At 69.3% G+C, this 12,470-nt stretch carries 11 protein-coding genes and 3 pseudogenes; 4 read left to right on the forward strand and 10 right to left on the reverse strand.

Translation table 11 applies throughout. The features are described from left to right. Positions 1 to 171: 171 nt before the first annotated feature. The 3 genes and pseudogenes from AB0F88_RS43025 to AB0F88_RS43035 all read right to left on the reverse strand — a co-directional run. Positions 172 to 2,238: pseudogene (locus AB0F88_RS43025) on the reverse strand (molybdopterin oxidoreductase family protein); the annotation flags it as partial. 530 nt (positions 2,239 to 2,768) lie between these two features. Next, a pseudogene (locus AB0F88_RS43030) lies at positions 2,769 to 2,990 on the reverse strand (hypothetical protein); the annotation flags it as partial. A 119-nt stretch (positions 2,991 to 3,109) separates the two neighbouring features. Further along, the gene (locus AB0F88_RS43035) at positions 3,110 to 3,889 is read right to left on the reverse strand and encodes an NAD(P)H-dependent oxidoreductase (RefSeq protein WP_362697989.1); all 780 of its coding nucleotides are present in this window, start codon (positions 3,887 to 3,889) and stop codon (positions 3,110 to 3,112) included. 144 nt (positions 3,890 to 4,033) lie between these two features. On the opposite strand from AB0F88_RS43035, the gene AB0F88_RS43040 reads away from it, so the two are divergent. After that, a complete protein-coding gene (locus AB0F88_RS43040; protein ID WP_362697992.1) occupies positions 4,034 to 4,876 on the forward strand; it encodes a helix-turn-helix transcriptional regulator in 843 nt (280 codons plus the stop codon). Between the two features lie 186 nt (positions 4,877 to 5,062). Here the strand turns inward: AB0F88_RS43040 and AB0F88_RS43045 are convergent, their stop codons facing one another. After that, on the reverse strand, positions 5,063 to 5,566 hold the full coding sequence (locus tag AB0F88_RS43045; RefSeq protein WP_362697995.1) for a hypothetical protein: 504 nt from the start codon (positions 5,564 to 5,566) through the stop codon (positions 5,063 to 5,065). A 516-nt stretch (positions 5,567 to 6,082) separates the two neighbouring features. Then, on the reverse strand, positions 6,083 to 6,556 hold the full coding sequence (locus AB0F88_RS43050; protein WP_362697998.1) for a MarR family transcriptional regulator: 474 nt from the start codon (positions 6,554 to 6,556) through the stop codon (positions 6,083 to 6,085). Between the two features lie 212 nt (positions 6,557 to 6,768). On the opposite strand from AB0F88_RS43050, the gene AB0F88_RS43055 reads away from it, so the two are divergent. Both AB0F88_RS43055 and AB0F88_RS43060 read left to right on the forward strand, forming a co-directional pair. Further along, positions 6,769 to 7,272, forward strand: a complete 504-nt coding sequence (locus AB0F88_RS43055) for a hypothetical protein (RefSeq protein WP_362698001.1) — start codon at positions 6,769 to 6,771, stop codon at positions 7,270 to 7,272. Between the two features lie 80 nt (positions 7,273 to 7,352). Further along, positions 7,353 to 8,288 carry an NADP-dependent oxidoreductase gene (locus AB0F88_RS43060; protein WP_362698004.1) on the forward strand — a complete coding sequence of 312 codons (936 nt, stop codon included), beginning with the start codon at positions 7,353 to 7,355 and terminating at the stop codon, positions 8,286 to 8,288. A gap of 498 nt (positions 8,289 to 8,786) precedes the next feature. On the opposite strand, the gene AB0F88_RS43065 is transcribed toward AB0F88_RS43060, so the two are convergent. Next, positions 8,787 to 9,254, reverse strand: a complete 468-nt coding sequence (locus AB0F88_RS43065; protein ID WP_362698006.1) for a hypothetical protein — start codon at positions 9,252 to 9,254, stop codon at positions 8,787 to 8,789. A 127-nt stretch (positions 9,255 to 9,381) separates the two neighbouring features. Beyond that, positions 9,382 to 9,999, reverse strand: a complete 618-nt coding sequence (locus AB0F88_RS43070; RefSeq protein ID WP_362698009.1) for a hypothetical protein — start codon at positions 9,997 to 9,999, stop codon at positions 9,382 to 9,384. 106 nt (positions 10,000 to 10,105) lie between these two features. On the opposite strand from AB0F88_RS43070, the gene AB0F88_RS43075 reads away from it, so the two are divergent. Then, a complete protein-coding gene (locus AB0F88_RS43075; RefSeq protein ID WP_362698012.1) occupies positions 10,106 to 10,363 on the forward strand; it encodes a hypothetical protein in 258 nt (85 codons plus the stop codon). Positions 10,364 to 10,597: 234 nt separating this feature from the next. Here AB0F88_RS43075 and AB0F88_RS43080 read toward each other — a convergent pair whose 3' ends face one another. From AB0F88_RS43080 to AB0F88_RS43090, 3 genes and pseudogenes are all read right to left on the reverse strand, one after another. Beyond that, entirely contained in the window at positions 10,598 to 11,152 is a 555-nt protein-coding gene (locus tag AB0F88_RS43080; protein ID WP_362698015.1) for a hypothetical protein, read from the reverse strand. Positions 11,153 to 11,363: 211 nt separating this feature from the next. Then, on the reverse strand, positions 11,364 to 11,801 hold the full coding sequence (locus AB0F88_RS43085; RefSeq protein WP_362698030.1) for a group II intron maturase-specific domain-containing protein: 438 nt from the start codon (positions 11,799 to 11,801) through the stop codon (positions 11,364 to 11,366). An 18-nt stretch (positions 11,802 to 11,819) separates the two neighbouring features. After that, positions 11,820 to 12,365: pseudogene (locus AB0F88_RS43090) on the reverse strand (reverse transcriptase/maturase family protein); the annotation flags it as partial. Positions 12,366 to 12,470 lie beyond the last annotated feature (105 nt).

Below are 12,470 nucleotides of genomic sequence, written 5' to 3' on the forward strand. Positions count from 1 at the left end.
CTCGTCGCTGGAGTTGCCGCCGCGAAAGTAGACCGCCTGGGCGACGGTCCCGGCCGGTACGACGTAGCTGAGCGCGCCGTCGACCGGCACCGGCTGGTCGAGTCCCTTGCCCTCGAAGGTGAACACGCCTTGCAGGAAGCGGGGTGTGGAGTGCACTTGTCTGGTCCCTTCGTCGATGGGGGCGATCGCGACCGCGCACGCCTTGAACGCGGGCATCTTGGAGTGCGGGTCCAGGGCCGGATTGGTGAGCAGGTTGGCGCCGACCCAGTGGAAGGGGGCGAAGACGGTGTCCGGCCGGATGCCGGGATCGAGCCTGGCCCGGAACACCGCCCGGCCGCGGCGGCTGCGCAACTCCACCATGTCGCCGTCCGCGACGCCGTGCCGGCGGGCCAGATCGGGGTGCATCTCGGCGCGTGGTCCCGGCAGGGCGTCGGCCAGGGCGCTCACCCGCCTGGTCTGGTTGCCGCTCTGGTACTGCTGCATATTGCGGCCGGTGGTCAGCACGTACGGGTAGTCGCGGTCCGGCAGCTCGTCCGGGTCGCGGTGCTCGACGCGGACGAATCGGGCCCGGCCGTCGGGCGTGGGGAAACGGTCGGCTAACAGCCGCGGCGTACCGGGATGGTCGTCGGCCGGACAGGGCCAGAATACGCCCTGCTCCGCCTCGATCCGCTCGTAGCTGATGCCCGCGTAGTCGGCGATCCCGCCCGCGCTGGCCCGCCGCAGCTCCTCGAAGACGGTGCGCGGATCCGCGCTGAAGTACCGTCCCCGGCCCAGCAGCCCGGCCAGGTCGGTCAGCGTCTCCAGGTCGGTGCGGACCCCGGGCGGCGGCGGCAGGGCCCGCTTGCGGCGCAGCACGCGACCCTCCAGGTTGGTCATCGTGCCCTCCTCCTCGGCCCACTGGGCGGTCGGAAGCACGACGTCGGCCATGGCCGCGGTCTCGGACAGGAAGATGTCCGAGACGACCAGCAGGTCCAGGGCGTTCAGCCGGTCGGCGACCCGGTTGGCGTCCGGCGCCGAGACGACGATGTTGCTGGCTAGCACGAGCAGCACCCGGACTCCGCCGTCGGTGCCGAGACGGTCGAGCATCTCGTACGCGGACCTGCCCGGCCGCGGCAGCTCGTCCGGGTCGACGCCCCACACGGCGGCGACGTGCGCCCGCGCGGCCGGATCGTCCAGCCGCCGGTAGCCGGGCAGCTGGTCCGCCTTCTGCCCGTGCTCGCGGCCGCCCTGCCCGTTGCCCTGCCCGGTGATCGTCCCGTACCCGGAGTACGGCCTGCCGACCAGGCCGAGGGCCAGGGCCAGATTCAGGTATGCCTGGGCCGTGTCCGTGCCGTTGCTGTGCTGCTCGGCGCCGCGCGCGGTGAGGATCATCGCCGGGCCGCCGCCGGCCAGCAGCCGGGCCGTCTCGCGCAGGCTCGCCTCAGCTACCCCCGTCATCCGCTCCACCCGGCCCGGCCAGTACGGATTGGTCGCCGCGCGGACGGCCTCGAAGCCGGTGGTCCGGTCTCGGATGTAGGCGTCGTCGATCAGGCCCTCGCGGATCGCTATGTGCAGCAGGCCGTTGGCCAGCGCTAGGTCCGTGCCGGGCAGCGGTTGCAGGTGCAGGTACGCGTCAGCCGCGGTGGCCGTCCTGCGCGGGTCCACCACGATGTGCTTGGCACCGGCGGCCCGCCCCGCGTGCAGGTACTGCATGGACGGCGGCATTGCGTCCGCCGGGTTGGCGCCGGCCAGCAGCACGGTCCGGGCCTCGGCGATGTCCGCCACCGGGAACGGCAGCCCCCGGTCCACCCCGAGCGCGCGGTTGGCCGCGGTGGCCGCCGACGACATGCAGAACCGGCCGTTGTAGTCGATCGCCGACGACCGCAGCGCCACCCGGACGAACTTGCCGAGCGTGTACGCCTTCTCGTTGGTCAGCCCGCCCCCGCCGAAGGCGCCGACGCTGTCAGGGCCGTAGCGCCGCTGTGTGGCCCTGATCGTGTCGGCGACCAGCGTGAGCGCCTCGTCCCAGCCGGCCTCCCGCAGGGGGCTCCTACGGTCACCGGGCACCTCGCGGACCAGCGGGGTGACCAGCCGGTCGGGGTGGTGGAGCAGCTCGGCGGCCGTCCAGCCTTTCACGCACAGCCCGCCCCGGTTGACCGGAAAGTCGGTCGGGCCCAGGCGGACCGCCCCATTCTCCGTGGTCAGCGTGATCCCGCACTGCAGAGCGCAGTAGGGGCAGTGCGTCTCGGTGGCCCGCATGTCGCGCATGCTCGCAGCGCGTTGTTACCCGGGGGCTCCTGAGAAATGTCGGCCAGGTTGACAACATTTACACGGCCGCGCAAGTGAATGTGAGTCGCGGCGGCGGGGTCAGGTCTCGAAGCCGACGAGGCGGATGAGGCGGACGAGGAGGTAACGAACGCACTGCAGGCCCGCGTTGCGGCCGCCGTAGACGAAGGAGGAGCCGAGCGCATCACGCGCGAAGGACTGAGCGTGGGAGCCAGCAGCTGGAGGCGCTGCCTGCTGACGCGTTCGCCGCCGAGCCTCTAGCGCAGGACCCACGAAGAGCTTCTGGAAACACGGCCGTTGTGCCTGGTGACACAACAGCTCGCGGTGATCTTGTCAACGGATGTGACACCGACCCGGGCTTACCGTTCCGTTCCTACCGGACCCCGCTTTACTGCTGCTGCGCTGCGCAACTCCTTAGCCAGGTAGGCGAACACCATGGCCCGGGCGCGCGTGACGAAGGCGCTCCTCCGGTCACGCCGGACGTGTGACCGGGGAGCACGCTCCTACTCCTGGTCCACGTACATGCGCAGGTGCTGCGCTGTGAGGGACTTGCCGGAGTCGATGAGCTCGGCGGGGGTGCCGGTGAAGACGATCTGGCCGCCGTCGTGGCCGGCTCCCGGACCGGGGTCGATAATCCAGTCGGCGTGCGCCATCACCGCCTGGTGGTGCTCGATGACGATGACCGTGTTGCCGGCGTCGACCAGGCGGTCCAGCAGGCCCAGCAGGTGGTCGGGGGTTGAGCAGCAACCGAACGGCCAGTGACGTCAGCGAGCCGTCGGAGTTCGGGTTATCGTTACTGACCGTTCTGATGCGGGTGGTCGCTCGTCCTGTCTCTCGCCGGCGGCTAACCCCGCACGTGCAGGCCGAAACCCTTGCGGCCCGGCACTTCTAGGCCCTCCTTCAACCGCAGTGACGGGATCTCGTAGTCACCGAAGTTCTGGCGCCGGAACGCGATCGGCTCGGTCGACTCCAGGGTGAGCAGGCGCTGCTCCCAGGCCTTGGCGACGTCCGGGTAGTCCTCGTCGGTCATCCGGTCGGTGCCGTACAGCACGAACGGCGGCAGCACCTCCACGCCCGGGTAGTACAGGATCCCGTGGTGGATCGGGAACAGCAGGTCCTCGATCGGGCCGTTGATCCCGCGATCGGTGTAGTGGGACTCCGGGCCCCCGACGGTCACCGACAGGATCGCCCGCCGTCCCTGCAGCGTCCCCTCACCGAAACGCTCGCCGTACCGGGTCTCGTCGTGCACTCCGACGCCGTACGCGAAGTGGAAGGAGAACACCCGGTCCACCCAGCCTTTGAGGATCGCCGGCATCGTGTACCACCACATCGGGAACTGGAAGACCACCGTGTCGGCCCACAGGAGCTTCTCCTGCTCGGCCGCCACGTCGGGCGTGAGCGCGCCGGCGTCGTAGGCCCCGGCCGAACTCGGTATCACCCGCAGCGGGCTCGTGGCGTGCTCGCCGAAGTCCGCCGCGTCCACCACGGCCTTCCAGCTCATCGCGTACAGGTCGCTCACCCGCACCTCGTGCCCGGCGGCTTCGAGAGTGGACACGGCGAGGTCCTTCAAAGAGCCGTTCAGCGAACGCGGCTCGGGGTGGGCGTAGACAATGAGCGTCTTCATGGCTGTTCCCTTCAAAGAGGTGTGTCGCCATAGATGCTCGGGCCGCCGAGGCCTCGTCATTCAGGGGCGCCTCTTCCATCGGACGGGACTTCCTGGTAACAGCAGGACCACCTTCACGTGCGTTACCGGAGCCATACTGGGGACATGGATGATCTCGCGGGCTTCCTGCGCACCCGGCGCTCCCGGGTCGACCCAGTGGCCGTCGGCATCCCCGCCGACAGCCGCCGCCGCGTCGAAGGACTGCGCCGCGAAGAGGTCGCGCACCTGTCCGGAGTCAGCGTCGACTACTACGTACGCCTGGAGCAGGGCCGCGCCACCCAGCCCTCCGAACAGGTCCTCGACGCGCTCGCCCGCGTCCTCGGCCTCGACGAGACCGAACGCGGGCACCTGTACCGGCTCGCCCGGCAGCGCCGCCGCCGCGCCAAGTCGCCCAGCGGGCGCCTGCGGCCGGAGCTGCTTCGCGTACTCGACCTGGTCACCGACGCGCCCGCCCTGATCATGGACCGCCGGCTGGACGTGGCCGCCGGGAACCGCCTCGCCGGGCTCCTCTACGGTCGGGAGATGCCGGGCTTGAACACCGCCCGGCACATCTTCCTCGATGAGGACGAGCGCGGCCTGTATGCCGACTGGGAGAAATGCACCCTCGACGTGGTCGGGCACCTGCGCCTGGCGGCCGGGAAGTACCCCGACGACCCGGGCCTGGCCTCGCTTATCGGCGAGCTGGCGATGGGCAGCAAGCGCTTCCGCCGCCTCTGGGCCCGCGCGGACGTACGCGCCCGCACACATGGACGCAAGGCGTACCGGCACCCGCTGGTCGGATTGTTGGAACTGCACCAGGAGAACTTCGCGCTGCCGGATGAATCGGGCATGGAGTTGCTGGTGCTGTCCGCGGCACCCGGGAGTTCCACCGAGGACGGGTTGCGCCTGCTGGGCGCGCTCAGTGGTGATGGGCATCCCCCAGTGAAAGGCCTGCCGGTAACGAAATAAGTCCGTTGCGGTCAGCAGCGGCGGTTGGCGGGTCGTCTTCGCGAGTGATGCGTTCGGCTGTGTCTGCGCCGAGGCGGACGTAGTGGCCGAGGGTGGCGAGGTAGGCGTGCCCGGGATTTCGCCTGGGGTTCGGACGCGGAGTGGCGTCCGGGCATCGGGAAGGGGAGCCCTCTCGCTCCTTGTCAGTCAGCTCCTCCCAGGTCGGGGCGAGCGCCTGTCGTGGGGCGAGCTGCTGGTGAGCCTTGGCCAGGCCCAGGATACGCGAGTCGTCGAGCGGGATCTGGGGCAGCGGCAGGGCGCTCTCCTCATCTGGGCGACCTCGACGACGCGGGCGCGTTCGCGGCGCCGGTCTTCTTCGGTGGGCAGGTCCATCCGGGCGGCGTGCTCGGCCGCCCCGGCCTCCAGCATCTCCCCGGCACACACCAGGCAAGCCACGCTGCAGTACAAGCCGAGGCGGATGTGGCGGCCCTTGCCGCCCGGCGCGCGCTCCAGGAGATACCAGGCCGCCGGCACCCATACCCCGCGCTCGGCGCGCTGGCAGATCCGGCAGAAGAACGACCGCTCACTTTCTTGGTGGCCACCGCGGATGGCGGCCAGGCCACCGCGGGTGGCGGCCAGGCCACCGCGGGTGGCGGCCAGGCCGCCGCGGCGGCGCGAGGCCGGAACCAGATGCTGCTCGTCGGTACTCACGGCTCTCCACCCTGCCAGAGCGACTCCACCCCTGAGCGTGGGCGCTCTAGGTGTGGTCATGGATCAGGGCTCACGGAACGTCTCTTCGCGGACCTCTCAGCTTGATCACCGCGAGGACGCCCGTGGTCATCGTCGCCAGTCCTGGCCTTCGGGGAGGATCGGTACGGAAATTAGCGGTAGAGCTCGCTACCTGCGGCGCTTCGGAAACTAGACCCACCATCGATCGGGTTCCGCCGGGATATGACGGGCGACACGGGATGCTTTGAGCTGCTGGAAGGCCCCTCCTTGCATTCTTACCGCCAAAATCCGCACCGATCCTCCCCGAAGGCCGAATGGGTCGTTTGCGAGAGAAGCTGTGGTTGCTCTCTGACGGTGTTCGGCGTGCCATCGTCCCGGTCCGGGTGGAGCGCGGTTTCGCCACGGCGTACAGCTACACCGTCGACAAGGTCCACACTTCCCCACGTACTACAACCGGCGTGGCAGGACTGACCGGAAGGCCCCGACTGAGGACGGCGCTCAGCCTCCTTCGGTTTCCCGGCGCACGGTAGCGGCGATGCGGGTGAGTGCGGCCCCGAGGTGGCGGCGCTGCGCGGCGCTGAGCGGATCGAACACGAGCCGCTTCACCTGCGCGACATGTTCCGGTGCGCTCTCGACGAGTTTCTGCCGGCCGGCGTCGGCCAGGGTGGCGAGCGTGTACCGACCGTCGCTGGGGTCGGGTCGGCGGGTGACCCAGTCGCGGGCTTCGAAGCGATCCATCACCTTCGACAGGCGGGGCTGGGTGCTGTCGCAGACCCGGGCAAGGTCGCTGAGCCGCATTGTGGCTTCGTCGGCCATGGACAGCTGGGCCAGAACCCCGTACTCGAAGTTGGAGATGCCTGCGTCTCGCTGCAGCTGGCGGTCGAGGGCCGCCGGGAGGGCAATGACGACCGTGAGGAGCGCCTGCCACAGGTCCTGCTGGCCGTCGTCGAGCCAGGGCGACTGAGTGTCCATGAGACCCATCTTACTTGCCCGGACAACTCACATCACTTGCCTAGGCAACCTTTAATGAGGTACTTTTTCACTTGCCAAGGCAAGTGAAAATACTTGTCAAGGCAAGTGAAGGAGCTGATTTCGATCACCACCACGAGCAGCCTGGCCACCCCGAACGGCCCGTCTTCCCCCCTTTCCGTCGCGGACAGCGGCCGCGGCGTACGACGATCTCTTTGCCGAGGTTCTGCCACAGGCGCGCGAGCAGCGGGTGTGGAACCCCCCCCCCGGACGGTCCCCTGCCCAGCCTCTTCGTCAGCCACGGCGCCCCGTTCACCCTCGACGATCCACAGTGGCTCAGCGACTTCTTCGACTGGGCCCAGCCGATGCCCAAACCCCGGGCCATCGTCGTCGTCTCGGCCCACTGGGAAGAAGAAGGCATCCTCGTCCTCGGCTCGGGCTTCATGACGCACAGCTTCGCCGTCTTCCGCCGGCCGGAGCTCGCCGCCGACACCACGGCCTTCGACGAATGGGCTGTTGACGCCCTCGCCCGGGGCGACGCCGACGCCCTCACCGACTACCACAACAAGGCACCCGGCGCCGCGGTCGCCCATCCGACGGCCGACCACTTCGTCCCGCTGCTGCTCACCGTCGGCGCCGCCGATGACCCCGGCAGCGCCGTGAGCGCCATCGACCGCATGGTGATGGGCAACTCCACCCGGTCGGTGCAGCTGATCTGAGCGCCTCGACGTGCTTCACCTTCCCGCCTGATCGCCTCATCCGTTGGCGACGACATCAATACACCCTGGAGGAAAGTGCCATGAAGGCAATGCGTTTCCACGAGTTCGGCAGCAGCGAGGTCCTGCGCTACGAGGACGTCGACCGTCCTGTCCCCGGCACCGGGCAGGTGCTGGTGCGGGTGGCGGCCACATCGTTCAACCCGGTCGACGACCACATCCGCGCCGGTGTCCTGGCCGAGATGATCCCGATCACTCTCCCGTACGTGCCGGGGATCGACCTGGCGGGCACCGTCGCTGAACTCGGCGCGGACGTGATCGGCCTGGAGGTCGGCGACCGGGTCGTGGCGATGCTGCCCCTCGGCTCCGCCGGCGGCGCCGCCGAGTACGTGCTCGCCCCGGCCGAGTCCCTGGCCCCGGCGCCCCGGACGACCGAGCTGGTCGACGCCGCGGCGCTGCCGCTGACCGGCCTGGCGGCCTGGCAGACGGCGTTCGAGCTCGCCGAGCTGAAGCCCGGTCAGACCGTCCTGGTCAATGGGGCGGGGGGCGCGGTCGGCAGCCTCGTGGTGCAGCTCGCCGTCGACGCGGGAGCGCACGTGACCGCAGTGGACGCGCCGCAGCACGCCGACCGCCTTCGGGGCTACGGCGCGGACCGGGTCGTGGGCCCCCTCGCCCCCGCCGCAGGCCCGGCCGCCGTGGGCGGTCCGTTCCAGGTCGTGGTGAACCATGTGCGCGTCTCCCCGGAGGAGCTCGCGCAGCTGACGAACTACGTCGTCGACGGCGGGGTCGCCGTCAGCACAGCCGGCCCGATTCCCGAGGACCCCGCCCGGGGAGTGCGCAGCGCGAGCCTGTGGGTCCGCAGCGACGGAGCCCAGCTGACCGAGCTGGTCGCCAAGGTGGATGCCGGCAAGCTCCGGCTCCACGTCGCCGCCCACCGCCCGGTGGCCGAGCTGGCCGCCGTGCATGAGGAAGCCGGCACCGGGCGGCTACCCGGCAAGACGGTCGTGCTCGCTCCCTGATCACACCCGACCGGGCTGGATTTGTTCCGCACCCTCTTCATGTCGTCTTCGAGCACGTCCAGATCTCGATCAGGTCCTCCAGCTCCCAGTCCTGCCGCACCCGTGCCCCCTCCACCTCGCCCGCGATCACTCGTTCAGCTCGACGAGGCGCCCCGCCAGGGGAAACGAGGACAAGCGCTATTACACAGGGCTACATGTCCGTTCGCCGTAGCTGGGGGTCCGGTAGGAACGGAACGGTGAGCCCGGGTTGATGTCACATCCGTTGACGCTCAAAGCATGATCGCCGGTTGTGAAAGCGTCGTCAGCACGTCAGGTCTTACTTCCGAAATCACTCAATTCCGGAAGTAGATCAGCCACCGGCTTCCGGAAACGCGCCCGAGGACGTAGCGCAGGACTCGCGAAGAGCTTCCGGAAACACGGTGTTGTGCCTGGTGACACAACAGCTCGCGGTGATCTTGTCAACGGATGTGACACCAACCCGGGTTGGCCGTTCCGTTCCTACCGGACCCCCGTCTTCGTCCTCAGGGGGCACGACGGCGTCCACCTCGATGCGCAGTTGCTCGTACCAGGAGGCGTCGGCGACCCAGCGGTGCACGACGCCCTGGTACACGAACGCCACCTCCAGGCTGGTCGTCCAGCCGTTGAACCGGGCGCGCTCTGGCGCAGCTTGGCCCTTTGGGCGCGCGGCACCGGATCGAGCTCCTCGCCCAAGACGTCGTCCTCGGCGAGTTCGACGAGGTCGTCGACGTCGAACGGGGCGGGTTCGATGTAGGCGAGCTTTTGCTGCGCAGCCACGACCAGGTCGAGGAAGTCCTCCAGGTCTATGTCCTCGGGATCCAGGCAGACGTAGGCGCCCTGTCGTGTGATCGGCGCGACCGGCACCATCTTCACCCCCCGGTCACCTGCCAGGTTGACGGCGCGCTCGGCGAGCAGCGACAGCTCGTCCGTGGCGGTTTTCAACTCCATTTGCCCCTCCTATCCAGCGGATGTGTCCCGTCGGAGGGAAGGTAGCGAACGACACTGACAAATCGTGGTGATCTTTTTACGGAGTGTCACCCTTGTTGAAGGGTGGAGCGTCAGCCGGGGAACCTGATCAGTCGGTCAGGCAGGCGTACCAGGTCGACTCCCCGTAGATCGAGCGGCTCCAGGCATCATGATCCCAGCTCGTCACCGCCCGTCCGGCCAGCGCGGTGACGACGGCGGCCGCCGCTTCCTGGGCCCCGGCCTGGTCGCGGGCCGCGATGCCTTCGCCGAACAGCCCGAACTCCGGGACGTGCAGGTCACCGTCAGGGCCGTACAGGTGCCAGCGGCCGTCGACGCGCGCCAGGCACACATCGGTCTCGCTCCACCCTCGCCCGGCTGGTACGTCTTCCTCGACGGGGACGTCCTCGCGGACGTCTGGGACGTCTTGACCGTCTGCGGGGACGTCTTGCCGGACGTCCGGGACGTCCTGCTGAACTCGACCGGCCAGGCGTGCGGCCTGGTGGTAGTCCGCGGCGGTGGCGGCGTGGCCCCGGGCGGTGCCGGCCGCGCTGGAGGCCAGCCGGGACAGGCGGGTGGCCAACTCGGTCAGGTCCGCCTCCCACCCGGTCACCACCGCGGCCGCCTGGTCGACGCCCTCGCCGTCGTCCTGGTCGACGCCGAGGAGGCGGTGCTCGGCCTCCAGCTCGGGGTGCCGGTAAGGCCAGCACCAGGTCGTCCCCAAAACCATCCGCCGCGTCCTAGACGCCGCCGGTGCCCGCACTCTGCCCCACCAATTCGAGGTCGCTTCGGTCGGCCCCGGCGAGCGGTCCAGTGCGACTGCGCCGGACCTGATCGTGATCCTCGATCTGCCCGGCCTCCTGGCCGACCACCTGCGCGCCGCCGGCGACGGCCCCGTCCGCCAAGCCCTCATCACCGGGCAGATCATCCGCCGTGGCCAGGGCCACTCGGTGCGCCTCGCGGCCCCGCTTGCCCTTCACCGCGCCGCCCTGGAGCAAAGTGTCGCCCTCGTCGACGGCACCGACCCGGCCGCGCGCAAGGCCTACCGGGTGTACGCCGCCCGCATCACGGCCGTCAAAGCTCCCCGAGCATGATCAACCTCGTTGAGAACTGCCTGATCTGCTGATCAGGAATCGGGGCCCCCGCCGTCAATGACGCGATCGAGGCGGTCGCCAACGCGCTGGAGCAGGCGATGGTGTTGGACGGGTCCGCGGTGGCCGCCGTGCTCGCCCCCTACCCGCTGACCGCGCCCGATCCGCCGGTGTGGATCCCGGGCTGCGGCTGACGGTGATGTCCGGCTGCCCTGGTACGGCGCGGCCGCAGCCCGGTCAGTAGGGGTAGCCGGCCTCGACGAGGACCAGCAGCTGCTGGTAGGCGAACAGCACCCGGACCCGCTGCTCGCCTGGCGCGGACCTGACCGCCAGCACCACTGTCGTCACCGCCGCCCACACGCCCGCGGCGTCGAAGAGGTCCGGCGCCGCGGCCTGCTCGCGCGTGGAGAGATGCCGGTCTAGGACGGCCTGCAGCGGGCCGACCAGTTCGGCCAGGTCCGCCCGTGCCTCGCCGACGGCGATCTCATACAGTGTCGGCCTCCCGGCCGCCACGACCCCCAACAGCTCGGCGGCCACCTGCTGCTCGGCCGCGGTCGGCAGCCACCGCCAGCCGGTCAGTTCCCGCTCGACGCGGCCCAGCTCGGCCAGCGCCGCGATCGTGGCCGCCGTCAGCGCGCCCCTGGTCTCCCCGCTCATGAGCACCCATTGTGAGGCCCCGCCCGTCCTGGGGCCACCGGCACCGGCCAGGGCCTGCCGTACGGCACGCCACACGCCCGGGGCCTGCTCCTGCTGACGAGGTGATCCCCATCCGGCCCCGAGCTCCATGGACACCGGCCCATGGAAACCTGCGGATGGAAACGGGGCTTGAGCCCCGAATCTGCATTCGGCCTCTCACCAGCCCAGATCAACGCCGTTTGGGGCCTAGTTGGGTCGGGCCAGGGCGCGGTGCTGGTCTTGCGATCAGTCCGTTTCCCTGACCCGCCCGCCGAACCCGGCGTGCATGTCTCCATGCACCGGGCTCTGCGCGTGTCTTGCCCGGTGGTCAACCGCCTGCAGCGGCGGTTGCCGGTTGTGTCCACGGCGTCGGAATCTTGGTTCCGCGATAGCGGTAGCGGATCACTTTGACGCTGGATGCGCCGGTGAACTCGACGCCGTTGCAGGCTAGCTTCCAGGTGCCGGGCAGGCAGAACCGGCGGCGTAGCTGTTGCCAGCTGATCCGGGAGTGTTCGCGGAAGATCCAGCCGACGATGCGATGCCACGCGTGGTGGTCGATCGCGCCGAAGATCGCCTTGGACACTCCGTGCCGGAAGTAGTTCGCCCATCCACGCAGCATCCGGTTCAAGCCGATCAGCAGCTCGTCCGGGCGCATGTCCTGGTAGGCCCTGCGTGTTCGGTCTTTCACCTTGTCCTTGATCGCTTGGATCGCTCTCTTGGACGGTTTGGTGTAGACGTAGTACTTCTGCGTTCCTCGCTTACGCATCCGCCGGATGTGGAAGCCGAGGAAGTCGAAGCCCTCGTCGATGTGGACGACGCGGGTCTTGTCCGGTGACAATCGCAGCCCCAGAGGGGCGAGCACCCCTGTCACCTCCTCGCGCAGGACCTCGGCATGGTGGCGTTCGCCCGACACGACCACAACGAAATCATCGGCGTATCGGATGAGCCGCCAGTTGCCCAGGCCGTTCCTCCTGCGCCTGGCCCGCCGCTTGTCGGTCCGCATCTCCTGCTTCCATTGCCGGTCGAAGTGCTCGTCCAGCGCGGATAAGGCGATGTTGGCCAACAGCGGAGACAGGACGCCGCCCTGGGGTGTTTCGGCCGGTGTCGCTTCCCGATCTCCGATTGTCGTCATGACCCCAGATTTCAGGAACGCCTTCACCAGCGCGTTCACGCGCTTGTCTGAGATCCTCGCCCGCAGCCGGGTCATCAACGCCGTGTGCTCGATCTCGTCGAAACAGGCATGGATGTCGGCCTCCAGGATCCAGTGGTACTTGTTGGAGCCCGAGGACAGATGGTGGATCTCGGCGACGGCGTCATGCGCTCGCCGGTTGGGGCGAAACCCCTAGGACCTGTTTTGTGGATCATCTGAGCCAGAGCAGTAGGCAGGCGATGGTCACGGCTGATCGGTAGTGGGCGGCGAGCTTGTCGTAGCGGG

It is taken from the genome of Streptosporangium sp. NPDC023963, from assembly GCF_040639135.1.
GTDB lineage: Bacteria > Actinomycetota > Actinomycetes > Streptosporangiales > Streptosporangiaceae > Streptosporangium.

Coding starts and splice junctions, on each gene's coding strand:
- AB0F88_RS43035 (WP_362697989.1), bottom strand. CDS start 3,889: ATGAAGACGCTCATTGTCTACGCCCACCCCGAGCCGCGTTCGCTGAAC.
- AB0F88_RS43065 (WP_362698006.1), bottom strand. CDS start 9,254: ATGGAGTTGAAAACCGCCACGGACGAGCTGTCGCTGCTCGCCGAGCGC.
- AB0F88_RS43040 (WP_362697992.1), top strand. CDS start 4,034: ATGGATGATCTCGCGGGCTTCCTGCGCACCCGGCGCTCCCGGGTCGAC.
- AB0F88_RS43085 (WP_362698030.1), bottom strand. CDS start 11,801: ATGCGTAAGCGAGGAACGCAGAAGTACTACGTCTACACCAAACCGTCC.
- AB0F88_RS43060 (WP_362698004.1), top strand. CDS start 7,353: ATGAAGGCAATGCGTTTCCACGAGTTCGGCAGCAGCGAGGTCCTGCGC.
- AB0F88_RS43070 (WP_362698009.1), bottom strand. CDS start 9,999: ATGGTTTTGGGGACGACCTGGTGCTGGCCTTACCGGCACCCCGAGCTG.
- AB0F88_RS43050 (WP_362697998.1), bottom strand. CDS start 6,556: ATGGACACTCAGTCGCCCTGGCTCGACGACGGCCAGCAGGACCTGTGG.